General features: G+C 68.3%; 20 protein-coding genes. 13 read left to right on the top strand and 7 right to left on the bottom strand.

Translation table 11 applies throughout. The features are described 5' to 3' along the window. Positions 1-7: 7 nt before the first annotated feature. Positions 8-958, bottom strand: a complete 951-nt coding sequence (locus tag MRBLWH3_RS18285) for an abortive infection family protein (protein ID WP_363435119.1) — start codon at positions 956-958, stop codon at positions 8-10. Between the two features lie 833 nt (positions 959-1,791). On the opposite strand from MRBLWH3_RS18285, the gene MRBLWH3_RS18280 reads away from it, so the two are divergent. The 4 genes from MRBLWH3_RS18280 to MRBLWH3_RS18265 all read left to right on the top strand — a co-directional run bounded on the left by MRBLWH3_RS18280 (position 1,792) and on the right by MRBLWH3_RS18265 (position 4,981). Further along, positions 1,792-2,229 (top strand): toll/interleukin-1 receptor domain-containing protein, encoded by a 438-nt coding sequence (locus MRBLWH3_RS18280; RefSeq protein ID WP_363435116.1) that lies wholly within the window; start codon positions 1,792-1,794, stop codon positions 2,227-2,229. Between the two features lie 292 nt (positions 2,230-2,521). Further along, positions 2,522-3,130 carry a recombinase family protein gene (locus MRBLWH3_RS18275; RefSeq protein ID WP_363435113.1) on the top strand — a complete coding sequence of 203 codons (609 nt, stop codon included), beginning with the start codon at positions 2,522-2,524 and terminating at the stop codon, positions 3,128-3,130. A gap of 199 nt (positions 3,131-3,329) precedes the next feature. Continuing rightward, positions 3,330-4,010 (top strand): response regulator transcription factor, encoded by a 681-nt coding sequence (locus MRBLWH3_RS18270; protein ID WP_363435111.1) that lies wholly within the window; start codon positions 3,330-3,332, stop codon positions 4,008-4,010. Then, positions 4,007-4,981 (top strand): sensor histidine kinase, encoded by a 975-nt coding sequence (locus MRBLWH3_RS18265; protein WP_363435109.1) that lies wholly within the window; start codon positions 4,007-4,009, stop codon positions 4,979-4,981. Before MRBLWH3_RS18270 ends, MRBLWH3_RS18265 begins: the two co-directional genes overlap by 4 nt. 5 nt (positions 4,982-4,986) lie before the next feature. Here MRBLWH3_RS18265 and MRBLWH3_RS18260 read toward each other — a convergent pair whose 3' ends face one another. Genes MRBLWH3_RS18260 through MRBLWH3_RS18250 form a run of 3 tightly spaced genes read right to left on the bottom strand, consistent with a single transcriptional unit; the run spans position 4,987 to position 7,825 of the window. Further along, positions 4,987-5,802 (bottom strand): FAD:protein FMN transferase, encoded by an 816-nt coding sequence (locus MRBLWH3_RS18260; protein ID WP_363435106.1) that lies wholly within the window; start codon positions 5,800-5,802, stop codon positions 4,987-4,989. Next, complete coding sequence (locus tag MRBLWH3_RS18255; protein WP_363435103.1) at positions 5,802-6,362, bottom strand: FMN-binding protein; 561 nt, start codon at positions 6,360-6,362, stop codon at positions 5,802-5,804. The genes MRBLWH3_RS18260 and MRBLWH3_RS18255 overlap by 1 nt, the downstream gene beginning before the upstream one ends. Positions 6,363-6,382: 20 nt before the next feature. After that, positions 6,383-7,825 carry a ferredoxin reductase family protein gene (locus MRBLWH3_RS18250; protein WP_363435100.1) on the bottom strand — a complete coding sequence of 481 codons (1,443 nt, stop codon included), beginning with the start codon at positions 7,823-7,825 and terminating at the stop codon, positions 6,383-6,385. A gap of 214 nt (positions 7,826-8,039) precedes the next feature. Between MRBLWH3_RS18250 and MRBLWH3_RS18245 the strand changes: the two genes are divergently transcribed. Continuing rightward, entirely contained in the window at positions 8,040-8,237 is a 198-nt protein-coding gene (locus MRBLWH3_RS18245) for a hypothetical protein (RefSeq protein WP_363435097.1), read from the top strand. After that, a complete protein-coding gene (locus tag MRBLWH3_RS18240; RefSeq protein ID WP_363435095.1) occupies positions 8,234-8,494 on the top strand; it encodes a hypothetical protein in 261 nt (86 codons plus the stop codon). The genes MRBLWH3_RS18245 and MRBLWH3_RS18240 overlap by 4 nt, the downstream gene beginning before the upstream one ends. A 207-nt stretch (positions 8,495-8,701) precedes the next feature. On the opposite strand, the gene MRBLWH3_RS18235 is transcribed toward MRBLWH3_RS18240, so the two are convergent. Beyond that, entirely contained in the window at positions 8,702-9,265 is a 564-nt protein-coding gene (locus tag MRBLWH3_RS18235) for a hypothetical protein (protein ID WP_363435092.1), read from the bottom strand. Further along, entirely contained in the window at positions 9,265-9,462 is a 198-nt protein-coding gene (locus MRBLWH3_RS18230) for a hypothetical protein (RefSeq protein WP_363435090.1), read from the bottom strand. The genes MRBLWH3_RS18235 and MRBLWH3_RS18230 overlap by 1 nt, the downstream gene beginning before the upstream one ends. Before the next feature lie 824 nt (positions 9,463-10,286). Here MRBLWH3_RS18230 and MRBLWH3_RS18225 point away from each other — a divergent pair. From MRBLWH3_RS18225 to MRBLWH3_RS18195, 7 genes are all read left to right on the top strand, one after another. Beyond that, positions 10,287-11,711 (top strand): FAD-binding oxidoreductase, encoded by a 1,425-nt coding sequence (locus MRBLWH3_RS18225; protein ID WP_363435087.1) that lies wholly within the window; start codon positions 10,287-10,289, stop codon positions 11,709-11,711. Positions 11,712-11,794: 83 nt separating this feature from the next. Next, on the top strand, positions 11,795-13,456 hold the full coding sequence (locus tag MRBLWH3_RS18220; protein ID WP_363435085.1) for an ABC transporter substrate-binding protein: 1,662 nt from the start codon (positions 11,795-11,797) through the stop codon (positions 13,454-13,456). Positions 13,457-13,521: 65 nt separating this feature from the next. Continuing rightward, complete coding sequence (locus MRBLWH3_RS18215; protein WP_363435083.1) at positions 13,522-14,544, top strand: ABC transporter permease; 1,023 nt, start codon at positions 13,522-13,524, stop codon at positions 14,542-14,544. Next, a complete protein-coding gene (locus MRBLWH3_RS18210; protein WP_363435080.1) occupies positions 14,541-15,386 on the top strand; it encodes an ABC transporter permease in 846 nt (281 codons plus the stop codon). The genes MRBLWH3_RS18215 and MRBLWH3_RS18210 overlap by 4 nt, the downstream gene beginning before the upstream one ends. 22 nt (positions 15,387-15,408) lie before the next feature. Then, a complete protein-coding gene (locus tag MRBLWH3_RS18205; RefSeq protein ID WP_363435077.1) occupies positions 15,409-17,034 on the top strand; it encodes an ABC transporter ATP-binding protein in 1,626 nt (541 codons plus the stop codon). Positions 17,035-17,049: 15 nt separating this feature from the next. Next, a complete protein-coding gene (locus MRBLWH3_RS18200) occupies positions 17,050-18,255 on the top strand; it encodes a PLP-dependent aminotransferase family protein (protein WP_363435075.1) in 1,206 nt (401 codons plus the stop codon). A 55-nt stretch (positions 18,256-18,310) separates the two neighbouring features. Further along, entirely contained in the window at positions 18,311-18,769 is a 459-nt protein-coding gene (locus tag MRBLWH3_RS18195) for a protein adenylyltransferase SelO family protein (protein WP_363435073.1), read from the top strand. A 98-nt stretch (positions 18,770-18,867) separates the two neighbouring features. On the opposite strand, the gene MRBLWH3_RS18190 is transcribed toward MRBLWH3_RS18195, so the two are convergent. Beyond that, positions 18,868-19,050, bottom strand: coding sequence for a helix-turn-helix transcriptional regulator (locus MRBLWH3_RS18190; protein WP_116195901.1), 183 nt, complete (start codon positions 19,048-19,050; stop codon positions 18,868-18,870). Between the last annotated feature and the right edge of the window lie 65 nt (positions 19,051-19,115).

Raw genomic sequence — 19,115 nt, 5'->3', positions numbered from 1 at the left:
GCTCCACTCAGTTGGTCAGGTAGCGCGTCACGGTGTGTGCAGTGTCGATCGCGAACAGCGCGTGTGCCGTCGTGAGCCCCGCGGGGTGCACGGACTTCCCGTGACCGGTGCCGACCTTGTTACGCAACTCGCCGAGTGACGAGACCGTATTGACCTGACTGGCCAGAAGTTTGATAAGTCCAAGGTCCTTCGAGCCGAGCGCCTTCTCGATTTTGGCGCTTTCGAGCGTCGGCTCAATGAGCTTCCACCATTGGCCAAGGCTCGTTGAGTTTGGGTTGGCCGGCGTGAGGCCCGTTGCGCTCGCGACATGCTTGATGGTCGCCTCGGTGACCTCCTTGGCTGCCCCGATCGCAGCCGATATCTCGCTCTTCGTCCGCCGCCTTCTCATTTGCGCGAGATAGCCATCGAGCACCGGATCGGCGATGATTCCTCGCAGGTGCGGCCACCCCCCAGGAGCATCCCGAAGGGCGGGGGTGATGTCTTCGTGCTCGCCATCGCTCTTCAACTGCGCCGCGAAGATGGCGACGCGCGCCTCGATGTCGAGAGCCAACTGATCTAGTTGCTCCTCAGCCGTCTTTTTTCCCTGACCAACGGTTAGGTCGATCGGATTGCTCAGCGCTTCGAACTCCGCAAGGAGGTCGTCGTTGAGGTCACGCAACGAGAGATTCGCGGCATCACTGAACAACCACTTGCTGATCGTCGCATATGTGTTGTGCAGCTTGTTGTCGGTGAACATTCCGAGCGCGATCAGGTGATCGCGATCCCAAACGATGGGTGGGTGCAACACGACATCCCCGTCGATGCCCTTGACCTTGAAGGGCTCCGCCCCTTGCGGAACCATCCGCAAGTAGCGTTTCACGGCGTCGTGGAGAGTGAGCAAGTGACTCTCGCCCGTCCTGACGAACTTTCGCAGTCGCTTGATGCGTTCCTCACGCACGTATTCCTCACTGATTGGCACGACGTGAGCCTAGGGTGTCACTCCGCTCGGCTGCAGGATTCTCGAACTGGCCGACGTGCCGGTCATGGCAAGCCAACACAGGAAGTACTCTCATGCGACACGCCGACGCGGCTATCCACAGGGGAAACGAGTGTCAGACATGCCCACTAACACCCGCGGCTGTGGGCTGTCGAAGGCAGGTCCGCTACTTCGGCGGATTCACGACGATGTAGTGTCGGCAGTTCCTGTGCAATCTCCTGTGGACAACCTGTGTTGCACGTGGGGAGAACGGTGGATAATCACACCGATGTAACTACTACCCCTTGTGGTTCTATCGAATGTCGGTACCCATATGTAGTATTTGAAGCAAGCCAACGACGGCCCAGCCGAAGCACGACAACCCCGATCACCGGGGGAGCCGGGTCGGGGTTGACTGCACCAAAACTGTAGGAGGGGATGGCGCTTCCAACCTTAGTACCGCCGCGCGGAGGTGAGCCCACCGAGGGCTCGCCGCGAGGCTCTTGGTCTACGGCGCAAGGTTCCTGAGGAGGAGCCACACCATGTCCCGATGCACTGCACCGATCCGAGGCCATATTCGTGGTGGCGGCGACGACTGCCCCGTTCACGGCGGACGTTCATCTCGCTACCGGTACGACTACGAGTATCCGCGACCCACCCGCACTTTCACGGCACCGACTGTCGCGACGATTCCGCCCGCGAAGCGTCACCCGAGCTATGCCAGCAAGTCGTCCGGCGGAGGCGGTGGGCGTAGTTCGTCCAGCCGGTCGCGTCGGTCCTCAGTCACGTATTCCACCGCTGAGTACCGGACGTTGAATCCGGTTCGCGAGGAGGTCGTGCGACTCGCAAAGACTGACATCGACCGCCGTGACCTGTTCCTCTGCCATGCCTGGGACGACCGCCAGGGTGACGCCCTCGAGTTCTACAACCTTCTGACCGGTCTTGACGTCAAGGTGTGGTTCAGCGAGAAGGACGTACCGCTCGGTACGCCGCTCATGCGACAGATCGATAAGGGTCTGAAGAACTCCCGCGCTGGCATCGTCCTTGTGACACCGGCTCTCCTTCGCAGCCTGAACGCTGAGGGGATCGCGGATAGGGAGTTGTCGGTGTTGCTCTCGACCGGTCGTGTTATTCCGATCGCGCACGGCGTGACGTTCAAGGATCTGCTGGACGTTAGCCCGATGCTCGCCTCGCACTCAGGGTTGACCACCGCCGACTACCCGTCGTTGGAAGTGGTCGCGACGAAGATCGCTGACACGGTATTGATCGACTAGTGGTCACTGTCACCGCCGCTCCCGCCTAGCGGTCCAGCACGCGAAGGGCGCATCACCTCGGTGATGCGCCCTTCGCGTACGGCGTTTCCTCCGATAAGTCCGCGATGAATCGACATGCCCGATAGGCGCCCTGATCGCGCGCAGCCCCACGGGCGGAGATCACCCCGACGACTGGCGAACGCCTGCCTCCTCGGATCGCTCGGCCAGGATGCGCGACGCGGGGACCCGATCGCGCGGGTGCTCGCAGAGGGATCCGAATGGCATGGCGGGTGCCGGGGGTGACGCTGGGTGGATGGATGGAATACAGATTGGATACGCCAGGGTCTCGACCACAGATCAGGACCTCACCGCACAACGCGACGGACTGCTGCGTCTGGGCGTGCACGACGAGCACATCTTCGTCGACCACGGGATGACCGGTGCGAATCGCGCCCGACCAGGGCTGCGTGAGGCACTTGCCGCCGTGCGAACCGGCGACACCCTCGTGGTGACGAAGCTTGACCGGCTTGCTCGGTCACTACGGGATGCTCGAGAGATCGCGGATGAATTGACGACGAAGGGAGTCGCGCTCAGCCTCGGCGGGAGCCGGTATGACCCGACTGATCCCGTCGGGCGGCTGTTGTTCAACGTGCTCGCCATGGTCGCGGAGTTCGAGCGCGACCTGATTAGCATGCGGACACGGGAGGGGATGGCCGTCGCCCGCGCCAAGGGCAGGCTGAAGGGGAAGCAGCCGAAACTGTCGAAGAGTCAGCGGAACCTCTTGTTTGAAGTGCACGACCGCGGCGAATACACCCAGACCGAAATCGCCGAACTTTTCAGCGTCTCGCGTGCCACGGTCTATCGCGAGCTGCAGCATCGCCGCGAGCAACTCTTCGCTTCGTTCGAAGCGCACGTCTTCTAGCGACCTTCGGGCCACGCAGGAACCGAATCGGCAGCCCGCATGGGTTCCCGATTCGGCCGGCGCCCGATTACGGATGGCTTCTGGGTGTTACGCATAGAGGGATCCGGCTCCGCAGGTCGGAATCCGCCGAAACCGAGGTCGTCACAGGCGGTGCATCAGCTCGGGCCGTAGTCTCGGAGCCAGCCCGACGGGAGGTGCGATGAACTCGGATGCGGAGGCCGGCCGTGGGGCGCTGCTGTACGTCGAAGACGACGCGCGCATCGCCGCGATGACCGTCGAGGTGCTCTCGGACGCGTACCGCGTCGATCACGCGACCACCGGCGAGGCGGGGCTGCGGCTCGCGCTCAACGGACGCTACGACGTCATGGTCGTCGATCGGCGCCTGCCGGGCATGGACGGGGTCGAGTTCATCCGCGCCGTGCGTACGGCACGCATCACGACGCCGATCCTGATGCTGACCGCGCTCGGCTCGGTGCAGGACCGCGTGAGCGGCCTGGACGAGGGAGCGAACGACTACCTCGTGAAGCCCTTCGACTACGAGGAGCTGCTCGCGCGACTGCGTTCCCTGCGGCGGGGCTTCGATGCGGATGCCGGGCGACGCCGTCTGGGCGAGTGGACGTTCACGCCCGCGTCGCAAGCGCTGTACGACCCGAGCGGCTACCGCATCGCCCTGACGGCCACCGAAACAGCGCTCCTGGAGCTCCTGAGCGCGAGCCCCGAGCACGTGTTCTCGCGGGAGGAGATCCTGCGCTCGGTCTTTCACGAAGGCGAGACGACGAGCTCGGTGGACACGTACGTGCACTACGTGCGGCGGAAGTCGACCCGCGACATGATCGAGACTGTCCGCGCCCGCGGCTACCGAGCAGGGAATCCGTCGTGACCGCGCAGGACGACCGCACGCGGGTGCGGCGCGCCGCGGTGTCGATCGGGCTCACGGTCGCGGTTGCCTCCGCGCTGATCATCGCCGCCGGCGTCGGACTGCTCCTCGCGGTCATCGTCCTCAACCGGCGTCCGGAGGGCGGCGAGCACGACGGGGGATTCCCGCGGCCCGGCGGTGACGACGACTTCGTGATCGATGTGGACCGGGTCCTCCCCCCCGTGATCGTGCTGGGTGTCATCGGCGTCGTGCTGCTTGCGGCCGTCGCCTGGTTTGCCGCGCGACGGTCGGTGCGGCCACTCGGGGAGGCGCTCAGGATGCAGCGCAACTTCGTCGCGGACGCGTCTCACGAGCTTCGCACCCCGCTGACGGCCCTCACGAGCCGGATCCAGCTTCTGCAGCGACGGCACGACCGCGGGGAGCCCATCGACGACACGCTGCGGGAGCTGCGGACGGATGCCGCGATGATGAACGACGTGCTGAGCGACCTGCTGCTGGCAGCCGAGGGCGGCGCGAGCGCCGGGGCCTCGGCATCCGTCGACGACGCCGTCGCGAGCGCGGTGCACTCCGTGCGGCCCCTGGCCCTTGAGGCGGGCGTGTCGCTGCGGTCGGAGACGGAGGGTCCGGTCACGGTCGCCCTGCCGTCCGTCACGTTCGCGCGGATCCTCGTGGCGCTGTTGGACAACGCGATTGAGCACTCGCCGAGCGGAGCGGAGGTGACGGTCCGTGTCGCGCGCGAGGGCGGCACGGCGGCGATCCGGGTCGTCGACCGGGGTGGTGGCATCCGCGGGATCGCCCCGGCGGATGTGTTCGAGCGGTTCTCGCGGTCGGCCGAGAGCGGACGCCGGCGCAGCTTCGGCCTCGGGCTCTCGCTCGTCCGCGATGTCGCGGTGCGGGCGGGCGGCGGTGTCGAGGTGGAGAGCACCTCGGATGCCGGAACGACGTTCCTCCTGCGGCTGCCTCTCGCGTCCTAACCGGGTCAGCCCAGGAGCGTACCCTGTGGGACCACATCGACCGAGGTGCCGTCGAGCCAGCGCGTGACGCGGCCGTCGTCGGCGATCAGGATGCCGGTCCGCGTGCCCGAGCGGGGGATCCACGTGCGGTCCTCGAAACCGGCGATCACGGCGGTCGTCGCCCAGAGGTCGGCGCGCGCGAGGCTCGTGTCGACCACCGTCGCGCTGCGGACACCGTGAGCGGGAGAGCCGGTCCGCGGATCGACGATGTGCGCGCCGCGCTCGGCCGACCCGGAGGTCGCCACGGCCCCGGTACGAACAGGGAGCGTCGCGATGACCTGTCCCGGGTGCCGGGGGTCGGCGATCCCCACGTTCCAGACCCACTCCGAGCGCTCGGCGGTGAACAGCTGCATGTCGCCGCCGGCGTTGATGCCGACCGCGTCGACGGCGCCGAGGATCGGCTCGAGGTGGCGGCGGGCGGCGTTCTCAACGGCCCACCCCTTCACGAACCCGGTGGGATCGAAGGTGCCGTTCCACGTGGCGGAGAACAGACCGCCGGTCTCGATCGCCGCCGCCCGGCACGCCGCCTCCACGTCGGCGACGCGGGGTTCGGCGTCCCGCAGAGCGAGCTCGCCGCGGGCCATGCGGCTGATGTCGGAGTCGGTGCGATACGTCGAGAACACCCGGTCGATGTCGCGAAGCTCGGCGAAGCACGCTTCGACGGCCCGTTCGGTGTCCCCGTCGCGGACCGCCGCGGTCAGCACGTGGATGCTGATCGGCATCCCCATGATCTCTTCCACGCGTACCGAACGGGTGAGGGCCGCGCACCCGGTCGCGATCATCAGGCGCTCGCCTGGTCGATCGCGCTCTGCAGCGACGCGATGTAGCCCTGGCTGGTGTAGGTCGCGCCCGACACCATGTCGATATGCGCGCTCTGCGCTTGCGTCGACTCGGCGATCAGGGTCGGCAGTGCGCGGGAGTTGATCCGCTGGTCTTCGTGGTTGCTATTCGGGTACTGCGGGACCTGCACGTCGGTGATAACGCCTCCGGACACGGTGATCTGCACCTGCACGGCGCCGTAGCGCGTGTTCGCCGCGCCGCCGGTGTACGCGCCGTCGGTCAGACCGCTCGCCGGAGTCGTCGACCCGGAGGGCGAACCCGACGAACTCGAGGAGGATCCGATGGAGGAAGACTTGCCCTCCTCGCTCGCCTCGTCGTCGCCGGACTCGCTCGACTCGTCGTCCGAGCTCGGCGTTCCGGTGCTCGGGGCCGCGGTCGTCCCGGTGGTCGCAGCCGTGTCCGCCACGGCGAGCGGCTGCACCGCGTCGAGGGAGGTGCGGTAGCTGAACAGCAGGACCAGGCCGCTCAGAGTGGCCAGGACGGCGTAGACGATTCTCTTCATGGTGTGCTCCTCGAGCGGGTTCAGATGGTGAAGGCTTCGGAGTGGATGCGGTCGGCCCGGACGCCCGCCTGCCTCAGGTCGGCGATCACGGCGTCCATCCACGGGACGGGACCGCACACGTACACGTCGCACGCGGCGATGTCGGGGGCGAGGTAGCGGATGAGATCCGGCCCCCGCCACGCCGCGTGGCCGGCGTCCAGCCACGACGATGCGCCGGGGTTGCGGGGACCGGACAGTGCGGCGTGTCGCACGCCCCGCTCGGCGACCAGTCGCGCGATCGCGCCCTGGCGGAGCGCGTCGCGCTCGGTGTGGTCGCGGGTCAGCAGGATCGCGTCGCCGGGGCGGTAGGCCTGCTCCTCCAGGAGTGACACGAGCGGCGCGACTCCTGCGCCGGCGCCGATCATGAGGAGCTTCGTCCCCTTCCGTGCGTCACCGGTCATGTGGCCGTACGGTCCCTCGATGAGCACCCGGGTTCCGGGGGGCAGCCGGGTGAGACGCTGCGTGCCATCCCCGGAAATGCGCGCCGAGATCCGCAGCGACCTGCCGTCCGGCGCGCCGGACAGGGAGAATGGGTGACCGCGCGTCCAGCCGGCTCCGTCCATGAAGCGCCACACGAAGAACTGGCCCGCCCGCGCGCCGAGGCGGTGCAGATCGCGTCCCGCCATGTGCACGGTCACGCCGTTGTCGCCGTCGGGTTCGACCGCGTGCACCCGCACGTCGTGGCGCGCGGAGCGGACCAGCGGGATGCCGACCCGGAAGACGAGGACGGACGCCGCCGCCACCGCCCAGAGCGTCCACCAGTAGACGGTCGCCGCGGGCGAGGAGAGGAAATCCGCGCCCGTCCACAGCTGGTGCGGCAGTGCCAGGAAGATGCCTACGTACGCGTACAGGTGCAGCAGGTGCCAGTACTCGTAGCGCAGCTTCTTCCGCGCGCGGCGGATCGAGGTGACGACGACGAGCAGGATCAGGAGCGCACCGGCCGTGGCGAGCAGCATCCCGGGGTAGTCCCAGATGAACTCCCAGAGCTGCACGAACGGGTTCACGGCGGCGGTCGCTGCGTACCCGAGCACGAGGAGCACGATGTGGGCTCCCATGAGCCAGAACGACCAGAACCCGACGAAGCGATGCATGCGGGTGATCGCGCCACGCCCGAAGCCCCGCTCGAACAGCGGGATCCGTGCCATCAGCACGACTTGGTAGAGAAGGAGGTTCGCGCCGACCAGGCCCGTAAGCCGTCCGAGCGTCGTCAGGGTCTCGGCGTTGAAACCCAGGATCGCCGTCACCCCTCCACCGGCGACCCACAGCGCGACGACGAACAGGCTCGTGAGCCAGATGACCGCGGTCGCCGCGGCATGCCAGAGGGCGCGCCGTGCGGGGCGGTGGGCGAGCGGAACAGCCGGCGCCGTGGGAGCGGACACGGAGGATGCCGGGATTGTGCGCGTCCGCGGAGCGAGAGTGGTCATGCGTTCATCGTGGAGACACGATTCTGAGGAGCCGCTAAGAATCGGCCCGTCACAGCGAGCTCATAGGCAACGCTGGGCGGACGCTGGAACGGCGCCGCTTCTAGACCGACGCGGTGTCCTCCTTCCTCGCGCCCCCTCGCCGCCGGCCCCATCGTGCTGGACGGCGGTCTCGGGACCCCGCTGGAGTCGCCCGAAACGACATGAGCTCGTCGCTGTGGTCGGCCGGCTCCTCCTGGAAGACCCCGACGCCATCCGGCGCCCACCGGGAGTACCCCCGACGCGGCGCGCGGTCGCGATCACGTCGTCGTACCAGGTAAGCCATACCGGTCTAGCGGCCGCGGGGTTCGACCGCGCCGACGGCAGCGAGTACACCGGCGCGTACGTGCAGACCGTCGACGAGGTGCAGGAATGACACCGACCCGGCTGGCGGCCCTCGCCGAGTCGGCGCCGGACGTCCTCGGCGTCGAGACCGTGCCCCCGCTCGTCGAACTCGAGGCGATCACGTCCGAGCGCGACGGCATCGGCATCCCCGCCCGGGTCAGCGTCACGGTCGCCGATCCGATCCGTGCGATGACGCCTCGCAGCATCGGACTTCGCCCCAGACTGGCCCAGACAAGCAGGGACCAGACGACGGCTCGCGACCGCGACCGCGATCGCGACATCGGCTAATCCGATCCCATCTCAACCCGTAGTCGACCGGCCTCCGAAATCGTGACAACGCCCGCAGGCCAACCGCTACCGGGCGCTGCCCGGACAGGGATCCCGACGCACGTGACAGTCCCGCTTGCGGGCATTGCCCGAATACGGATCCCAATGGCACGCGCTAACCCTCGCACGAATCGGACCGCATCCGTTCATTGCCCGTAGAAGGATCGGTTAACCGTCGAGGTGGATACTCGTCGCGCAGATCGCCGTCGTGTCTGGGAAGTCCATCCCCGACGACGGACCAAGTTCCGCGACGCACGCCATCACGTCCATCGGCGCGACGCCGGTGAGATTGTCCGTCACTTCTAGCACCGCGCTCCACGCGCGCGAGTAGTTCTCATCGGAGATCGGTGTGTTCGTCGCAGCGAGCGCGGCATCCGTCGCAGCCTTGACGGTGTCGTAGGAGTACGCGCCGCGGAGAACGACCCGCGCTTGCTCGATTGGATCGCTCGATCCGCCAGAGCCTCCGCCGCTGTTCCCGCCCGGCGACGGTCCGCTCGTCGTTGTCGTCGAAGAGTCGCCGCCGTTCGACGCACTCCCGATCGCGTTCCCGATGACCGGAATCAGGATCGCGAGCACGATCACGACGATCACACCAAGGCAACCGATCGCGAAGCAGCCCATGCTCTTCTTAGGCGGCACCTTGGCATTCGGCGGAACGCTCCCACCCGGAACGGCAGCGGGCGGAACCGGGCGCGCAGCGGGGCGCTCGTCGTACGGACGCGGCTCACTCATCAGATGGTCTCGATCACCGCAGTGAGTATGACGCTGTGCATCGAGCCACTGATGTGGAACGTGATGATCCGGCAGGGCGGATAGCCCTCCAGCGCCGCTCTGAGCTTCTCGACCGCCGCGCCCTCGAACGACCCTCCGCGCGCTGGCCTGTAAGGGCCGGTGATGACGAGAATGTCCTGCTGCGGGATGAGTGGCACGGCGGCCTCCTGTCGGGTGAAAACTCCTTCATCCTGCCCGATCTATGCGCTGCATCAGTTGGACATCAGACTGCGTCGGGTCGCCGCGTGCCCCAAGACCCACGTGATGACGTCGATCGAGAGAGTCGTGGTGACCGGGAGCGTCTGCAGAGGCCTGGCTTTCACTCTGCCCGGTCAGGGATCCAGCCCGCGCGTGCACTCGATGCCTCGCACCTTGCTGCCCTTGCCGTGCTGACTGTTCGCTGCTCAGACGAAGCCCCCGCTCGACCAGGTCGGGCGGGGGCTCGCTTTGGTATTTCAACGATCGTGGGTGCTCATAATCAACATCCTTCCGTTGGGGACCTTGAGGGTAGCCGGCGAGCGCCGGCATGGCAAGATTTCAAGCTCACTACGTCGAGAGGTCAGCCCGCATCTCAAGCGGGGAGAATCGGATCACGTGAGGGTGACCGGCATGCTTGACACGATTGGGCGGCCCCCTCAGCGGGCATGCAGACCGCCGTCGCGACACCTCGGCGCGCGGAGGAATCCTCGCGATTGCTGACGAGTTAGCGCGCTCCCCCAAAATCACGCATCGCCAGCTGAGCTGGTGTTCCGCGCCGCGCCCAGGACGAATTGCACCCCGGGCGCCCGACACCTGGCCAACGAGCCGAGTCCAACAGATGTCGCCGCATGACGGTGTGCGACGAGGCGTGACCTACTCGGACGTCGCGTGACATGCGTCTGCGCACGGCCCCGAGGACCTCTCGTACCTTCTGGGGAAGCCGCGGAGGGGTACCTGCTCCGCTCAGATTCCCTGCGATCAGTATCCCTGCGAAAGGCACCCCATGGCTGCTCCGGCTCCCGTCAGCGAACCCACCGCGCATACGAGTGCGCTCGGTGCCGTGCTCGACGACCTCGCCACCAGCTTCCCGCACATCGCGGTACTCGCACCATCAGTCGAGACGGTCGGCTACCTCGACGACGCCGCGACGCGGCGTGCGCACGGGGACGCGGCATCCGGTCCGGCCGTCGCGCTCCCCTCGACTGCCGAGGAGGTGCAGGACGTCGTCCGGGCGGCAGCGCACCACGGCGTGACGATCGTGCCCCGGGGCGCGGGAACGGGCCTGTCCGGCGGCGCCTCCGCGACGGCGGGACAGCTCGTGGTGTCGACGGAGCGACTCGACCGCATCGTGGAGGTCGCCCCGCTCGACGAGGTCGCGATCGTTGAGCCGGGTGTGCTCAACGCCGCGCTCAACGAGCACCTCGCCCCGTGGGGTCTGTTCTACGCGCCGGATCCCGCGAGCTACGAGATCTCGACGATCGGCGGAAACATCGCCACCAACGCCGGAGGCTTGCGCTGCGCGAAGTACGGCGTGACGCGCGAGTCGGTGCTCGCTCTGGATGTCGTCCTCGCCGACGGCGAGCTGATCACCATCGGTCACCGATCGATCAAGGGCGTTACGGGGCTCGATCTGGTGTCTCTTTTCGTGGGCTCGGAGGGGGTGCTCGGGATCGTGGTGCGCGCGACCGTGCGGCTGCGCCCGACTCCGGTCGCCCGCCGCACCGTGTCGGCGTTCTTCGACACGACCGAGGCCGGGGCATCCGCTCTGTCCGCCATCACACGCAGCCCGGTGCGTCCTGCCGTCATCGAGTTCCTGGACGGCCGCACCCTCGTGAACATCGATCGCCACCGCGGCACGGGTCTGAGCCGCCGGGGCGGCTCGCTGCTGCTGATCGAGCTCGATGGCTACGGGATCGGCGAGCAGTTCGCCGACCTCCGCGATGCGCTCGAAGCCGTCGGCGGGCGGGTGCAGCAGGAGGAGGATGCCGAAGCCGAGGCCCTCTGGGCGCTGCGCCGAGGCGGCCGCGGCTTCGACGAGCGTTCGTGGTTCGTCGGCGGCGATATCGCCGTGCCGAAGTCGCGGATTCCTGACATCTACGCCGCCCTACCGGAACTCGAGCAGCGCTTCGGCGTCGAGATCGGGGCAGTTGCGCATGCCGGCGACGGCAACCTGCACCCCGTCATCACAAAGGCGATCCCCGACGGCGCCGACCCGCTGAGCCCGCCGGCGGAGCTGCACGACGCCGCCGACGCGCTGGTGCGTCTCGCGCTGTCGCTCGGCGGGACGGTCAGCGGCGAGCACGGCATCGGCACCGTCAAGCGCGAGCTCGCCGCGCTCGAGCTCTCGCCTCGCAATCGCGAGGCGCAACTCGCGGTGAAGGCGGCCTTCGATCCGTTCGAGCTGCTCAACCCCGGCAAAGCCCTCTGACCCCTCGACCCCGGGCCGACCGGTCCCGATCACGTCGGCGACGCTCCATAGCCGATCCCCACCCCGCACAGCAAGGACACAGCATGACCACCCGAACCAGACATCCGCTCCAGCGGGCCGCGCTCACTGTCACCACGGCGCTCGCCACCATCGCCCTGATCGCGGGCTGCGCCAGCGGCATCGCGCCGCAGGCGAGCACCGGCTCCGACGAGCCCCAGGAAGGCGGCGACATCACCTTCCTCATCGACTCGCTCGGCGCCACCTGGATCCCCAACTCCAGCTCGATCTCGAGCTACCAGGGCCACGTCTGGGGGCACGTGACCGACAAGCTGATCTACGTCGACGGCGAGGGCGAGCTCAGCCCCTGGGTCGCCGAGAGCTGGGAGCAGAACGACGCCGCAACGGAGTTCACCATCCACTTGAAGGCCGGCGTCACGTTCTCCGACGGCACACCGCTGGATGCCGCGGCCGTCGTCGCGAACATCGACATCTGGGCCAAGGGCGCACCCGACAAGGGCATCGCCCGCATCGGCCTGTTCCCCTCGGCCAACTACGTCGGGGCCGAGGCCGTCGACGATACAACGGTCAAGGTGACGTTCTCCAAGGCGACGCTGAGCTTCATCCCCACGCTCGCTTACCACGGCTCGATCCTCATCTCGCCGGAGACCCTCGCCCTTCCAGCAGAGGAGCAGGCCGACCTGTCGAACGACATCGGCAGCGGCCCTTTCGTGGTGGAGTCGTGGAAGGAGGGCGACAGCGTCGTGCTCAAGAAGCGCGATGACTACGACTGGGGCCCGGAGGCGCTCGACCACACCGGCCCGGCCTACCTCGACTCGATCACCTACAAGATCGTCGCCGAGCCCACGCTGCGCACCGGGTCCGTCCAGTCCGGGCAGGCGGATGTCGCGTACAACGCGTCGCCGCAGGAGCTCGACGCCCTGAAGGACGAAGGCTTCTTCGTCTCGGTACCCCGCTACCTCGGGTTCGTCAACGGCTACGCGCTCAACGTCACGGCCGCACCGTTCGGCGAGGAAGCGGTGCGCCAGGCGTTCTCTCACGGCATCGACCGCGACGAGATCCTCTCCACCGTCTACACCGAGGACTGGCATGCCGCCGAGTCGTTCGTGCAGAGCAACGTGCCGGAGGCGACCGACCACACTGACGCGTTCGCCTACGACCCGGAGGAGTCCGCGCAGCTGCTCGACGACGCCGGCTGGGTCGAAGGCGCCGACGGCGTGCGCGAGAAGGACGGTCAGCGGCTCGCCCTGACGCTGTACGCGAACCCGTACCTCGCCACGTCGAAGGCGATCGACGAGCTCGTCGCCCAGCAGCTCGCAGAGATCGGCTTCAAGGTCGACATCGAGGCGTACGACGTGGTCACCTACGGCGAGAAAGTCATCAACAACAAGACCCTCGCCGCCACGGAGATCACCCGCAGCTTCGTCGACATCGGCACCATCCCCGGTGTGCTGACGGCCAGCAACCCGGGTGACGAGGACTGGTTCAAGGTCGGCACGAGCGACGCGACCCTCAACGACCTCTCGGCCCAGGTCGCGTCGGCCACCGACCGCGACTCCCGCGCGGCCGTGTTCGACGACCTGCAGCAGTACGTCCTCGAGAAGGGCTACTTCGTGCCGATCACACAGATCGTGCAGCGCGTGTACGTGCAGACGCCGGACCTGCACGACGTCACCTACAACGGCCTCGCCTACGCGAACTACTACACCGCCTGGGCGGACCGCTGATCCCGCTGGGGCGCCGCCGCGCACGGCGGCGCCCCAGCACCCCTTCGACTTCCGAGGATGCCGAGATGAAATCCCCTTACGCGCGGTTCGCGCTCTCGCGCACGGCGCAGGCGGTCGTCGTGGTACTGCTCGCCTACGTCTTCACCTTCATCGTGATCAGCGTGCTTCCCGGCGACCCGGTGTCGAGCACACTGAAGAGCCCCGACAGCGGGTTCACGCAGGACGACATCGATCGCATCATCGCCTACTACGGGCTCGACGAGCCGCTGCTCACCCAGCTGTGGACCGCGCTCACCCGATTCCTCATCGGCGACTTCGGCATCTCGCTGCGCTCCAACCTGCCGGTCAGCCAGCTCATCGCCGAGGCGCTGCCCTCTACGCTCATCCTCGCCACGACGGCACTCATCGTCGCGATCATCCTCGCGGCACTCATCGCGTGGGGCACGCAGGTGCTCCCCGGGGAGTACGGGCAGGGCCTGCTCCGCGCACTGCCGTCGCTGTTCCTGTCGGTGCCGAACTTCGTCATCGGCCTCCTGCTCATCCAGGTGTTCGCCTTCGGCCTCGGACTGTTCCGCATCATCGACGCCGAGAGCCCGTGGTCCACCTTCTTCGCGGCGGTGGCACTCGGCATCCCCGTCTCGGCGCAGCTCGCCGAGGTGCTCATCGCCAACCTGGACCATGAGTCGCGCCAGGAGTACGTGGCCGTGGCCCGCTCGCAAGGCCTGCGCCGCACCCGCCTGTTTGCCCGGCACCTCGTCAAGCCTTCCGCACTGCCCACTATCACGGTGCTGGCGCTCATCGTCGGCGAGTTGCTCGGCGGCTCGCTCATCACGGAGACCATCTTCGGACGCACCGGCATCGGCACGCTCGTTCAGCGGGCCGTCGCCAGTCAAGACTTGCCGGTGCTGCAGGCCGTCGTTTCGCTCGCCGCCGTCGTCTTCGTGGTCGTGAACCTCATCGCCGACCTCGCCTACCCCCTGCTCGATCCGCGCGTGAGCCTCGAGCACAGCCTCCGCTCGCGCGACTCCGACCCCACCACCGAGCAGCCGATCCGGACCACTCTCCAGGAGGAGGTGAGCGTCATATGACCGGCGCAGCCCTCACGATCAGACGCCACATCACGGCCACCCACGCCCTTGCGACGGTCGTCCCGCCGACCGTCATCGCCTCGTTTCTCGCCCTGGCGGTCGTGATCGCCTGGTCGACGGTGCCCACGCTCTTCACGTCGTACGACCCCGCGGCCGGCGTCCCGGCCGACAAGTTCCTGCCGCCCAGCCTCGAGCACTTCTTCGGCACCGACCAGCTGGGCCGCGACCAATTCGCCCGCGTCGTATTCGGCACGCAGTCCTCCGTGCTGAGCGCGCTCGTGGCTGTGGGGATCGGGGTCTTCGTGGGCGGTGCGATCGGTCTGGTCGCGGGCTTCTTCGCGGGGTGGACGGATGTCGCGCTCGCACGCGTCGTCGATGTGCTGCTCGCGATCCCCAGCTTCCTGCTCGCCGTCGTGATCGTCAGCTCGCTCGGCTTCCAGACCATCAACGCCGCCATCGCTACGGGCGTCTCGGCGGTCGCAGTCTTCGCGCGCGTCATGCGGTCCGAGGTCATCAAGACCCGGCGCGCGGTCTTCGTCGAGGCATCCGCTCTGCAGGGAGGCTCCCGCGGCCACATCCTGTTCCGACATGTGCTGCCCAACGCCTCTCGCTCGGTGCTGACGCTCGCCGTGCTGCAGTTCGGCCTGTCGATCCTCGTGATCGCGGGACTCGCGTTCCTCGGCTACGGCGATCCGCCACCCGCGTCGGACTGGGGCCTGCTCATCTCGTCGGGCAAGGACTACCCCCGCGCGCCGTGGCTGGTCCTGTATCCCGCGCTCGTCACCGTCGCCACGGTCCTCTCGATCAACCGCATCAGCCGCTGGCTGCGCAAGACCTCCTGACCGCCCGACAGAAGGATCGCCCATGACCTCTCCCGACCTCCTCCGCGTCGACGGCCTGTCGGTCTCGTACGGATCGACGCCCGTCGTCTTCGACGTCGGCTTCCGCCTGGCGCGCGGTGAGAGCCTCGCGCTGATCGGTGAGTCCGGATCCGGCAAGTCCACGATCGCGCGCTCGATCCTGCGGCTGCTGCCCGACGGATCGCGGGCGCGCGGACGCGTCGAGTTCCAGGGAACAGAGACGCTCGCGCTGCCCGAGCGCCGCTTCCGGCCGCTGCGCGGCCGGCAGATCGGCTTCGTGCCGCAGGACCCGGCGAACGCACTCAATCCGGTGCGCCGCATCGGGGCGCAGGCGCACGAGGCTGCGGCGCTCGTCGAGCCCCGCGATGCGAAGGCTCGACGGCTGCTGATCCTCGACACGTTCGAGAAGGTCGGGCTCCCCGACCCGCAGCGGGTCTACGACTCCTACCCGCATCAGCTGTCGGGCGGCATGCTGCAGCGCGTGCTCATCGGCCTCGCGCTGATCCCGGCGCCCTCGCTCATCGTGGCCGATGAGCCCACCAGCGCGCTCGACGTCACGATCCAGAAGCGCATACTCGACCTGCTGACCCAGCTGCAGACCGAGCGCGGCATCGGCCTGCTGCTGATCACGCACGACCTCGCCATCGCCGGGGAGCGCACCGACCGCATCGTGGTCCTGAAAGACGGCCGCGTCCAGGATGCCGGGGCCACCCGTGACGTCTTCGCCCAGCCCGGTTCGGACTACACGCTGCGACTGCAGGCGGATGCTCCCGCCCTCAATCCGGAGCGCTACGCGCCGCTCCGCGCGCAGCGGTTGCCCGAAGTCGGTCCGCCGCTGCGCATCGAGGTGTGCGGCCTCACGAAGACGTTCTCCGCCGACGGGAGGGCATTGAAGGCCCTTGACGACGTGTCGTTCGCCGTGCCCGCCGGCACCACCCATGCCCTCGTGGGCGAGTCCGGCTCCGGCAAGACGACCGCCCTCCGGACCCTCCTCGGCCTCGAGCGGCCGGATGACGGCGCGCTTCTCGTCGACGGGGACTCGGTCGTCGATCGCAGCGCGGAGGCGGTCCGCGGCATCCGTCGTCATCTGCAGCTCGTGTACCAGAACCCGTTCACCTCGCTCGACCCCGCGTGGCGCGTCGGCGCCATCGCGCGCGAGCCGCTCGATCGGTATCGCGTCGGCGCGCGTCGCGAACGGGCCGCCCGCGTGTCGGAGACGCTCGCCGCCGTCGGCCTGACGCCCGCCCACGCCCGGCGCCGGCCCGCCGAGCTGTCGGGTGGTCAGCGGCAGCGCGTCGCCATCGCGCGCGCGCTCGTGCTCGAGCCCGACGTCATCGTGCTCGACGAGCCGACGAGCGCCCTGGACGTCAGCGTGCAGGCCGACATCCTCGATGTGCTGCTGACGCTGCAGGCCGAGCGCGGGCTCACGTACCTCTTCGTCTCGCACGACCTCGCGCTCGTGCGGCAGGTCGCCGACTCGATCTCGGTGCTGCGCAGCGGCCGAGTCGTCGAGAGCGGCCCCGTCGAGCGGGTCTTCTCCGACCCGCAGGACGAGTACACGAAGACCCTGCTGTCGGCGATCCCGCGTCCGGAATCGCGCATCCCCACCGAACTCGCTCGCACCGCCTGAGAACTGGAGTCTGGAATGACCCTCGACACGCTGCCCGCACTCGATCGCCGCACCGCGCTGGTGAGCGCGTTCACCGCTCCGAAGGGCTTCGGCGACCAGACGCTCCGCGAGCGCCGAGCCGATGCGATCGAGCTGCTCGGCGGCATCCCGGATCCCGCCGTGCTGCCCGCGCGCGAGCTCGCCGAGGCGACCGCTCGTGTGCTGTCACAACCCGGACTGCCGGCACTGCAGTACTCGCGGACGGAGGGTATTCCGGCGCTGCGGGAGTGGATCGCGGCCCGCGAGGGCGTGCCGGTCTCGCGCATCGTCGTGACCAACGGCGGCTTCCACGGGCTCGCGCTCGCGATCCAGACGACCGTCGAGCGCGGCGACCTCGTGGCGGTCGACAACCCGATCTTCCCGCTGTTCCTGCGGGGCCTCGAGCTGTCGGCTGGGCGCACGCTTCCGGTGCGGGTGGGTGCGCACGGCATCGACATCGAGGAGCTGAGCGGGCTCCTGAAGGGCGGCGCGCGTCCGGCGGCGCTGTACACGGTGCCCGACTTCCACAACCCGACGCAGGGATCGCTGCCGCTCGAGGGCCGCCGCGAGCTGGTGCGGCTCGCGGAGCACTACGGCTTCGTCGTGTTCGCCGACAACCCCTATCGTGAGCTGCGGTTCAGCGGTCGGGCGCCGAAGGAGGAGCCGTTCAACCACTCCGAGCGCGTCATTCACATCAACACATTCACGAAGACCCTCGGCCCCGGACTGCGGCTGGGATGGCTCGTGCTGCCGGAGTCGCTGACGCCCGACATCGTCGCGCTGCGGAGCCGTCAGGACTCGCACTCGTCCACGTTCGTGCAGGCCGTCGTGGCCGAGCTGCTGACGCAGGATCCCGGCCTCTTCGATCGGACCCTCGACCGCGCGCGGGCGACGTACGCGTCGCGTGCCCGCACGCTCGCGGAGGCGATCGATCGGGAGGCGCCCGGTGCCTTCGACGTCGAGGTGCCCGGCGGCGGCCTGTTCCTGTGGCCGCGGCTGCGTGATGCGAGCGTCGACGCCGACCGCCTCGCCGCCGACGCGAGCGCCGAGGGCGTCGAATATCAGCGCGGCGCCTTCTTCCCCTCAGGACCCGGGACGGATGCTGCACGCCATCTGCGACTCGCCTTCGGGGACACTTCTCAGGACCAGCTCACTGAGGCCGCGGCGCGGCTGGGACGCGCGCTGCAGCGACAGCGCGCGTGACCCTCGCGCATGAAGCGCCGGTGCTCGAGCGCGTCTGGGCGGAGGCCTTCCCTCAGTGGGGGGGGTGTACAAGCCGATCCTCGGCGACGGTCGCGCGGCGCTTCTCGGCGATCGCCGCGACGGGTCGGGGCGCCTGCGCGATCTGCATCTGAAGGGGATCGGCCCCACCTCGATGTCACGCGTCGACGGCTTTGGCGTCGTCGGGCCGATGCTGCGCGGCCCGGCGCGAGACAGGCATCGAGACCGGCTCGGTCACCGGGCCCGCCCCGTCACTGACCCAGACGCGATTCATCACCTTCCCCGGATCAACGGCCACGACGAGGGTCGAAGGCGCCAGCGGCGCTTGAAGCAAACATCACGGACCTCCTTACCGCCCAGCGGCGGTCAGGGCCGCGTCGTCAGCGGAACTCGCACGCGATCACGACAGGCCATCGCCTCGACGGCCCATCCTCAGCCTGCGCTTGGCGAGGTCAATGTCGTTCATGCTCGCTCCGCTGCGCGTGCTCCACATTGACATCTCCCACGCTCCGGCCGTGGCTTGCCGCCTATCGAGCCGATGCCCACCCCACGACCTATCAGCAACGCTGTGGAGGTGCGGACGTCGTACCGTCCTCAGCCCTGCGAGTCAGCGAACGCGTCCGCGATGAACTTCTCCACGTCAGACTCCCGCCAGCACCGCCTGCCGGCGATCATTGCCGACTTCGGTGCCGAGCCCGTGTGCAGCATCCACCTCAGCTGCGCTGGAGTCCGCCGCAGGCGCTCGGCCACCTCGTCCAGGAACAGAATGCGATCCATCTCATCACCCGCCTTGCTAGTTGAAGCCAACTGGATAGCTTAGTGAACCACAATCTCTAGTCGCC

This window comes from Microbacterium sp. LWH3-1.2, from assembly GCF_040675855.1.
Lineage (GTDB): Bacteria > Actinomycetota > Actinomycetes > Actinomycetales > Microbacteriaceae > Microbacterium.
This window is presented reverse-complemented; position numbering and strand designations above follow the sequence as displayed.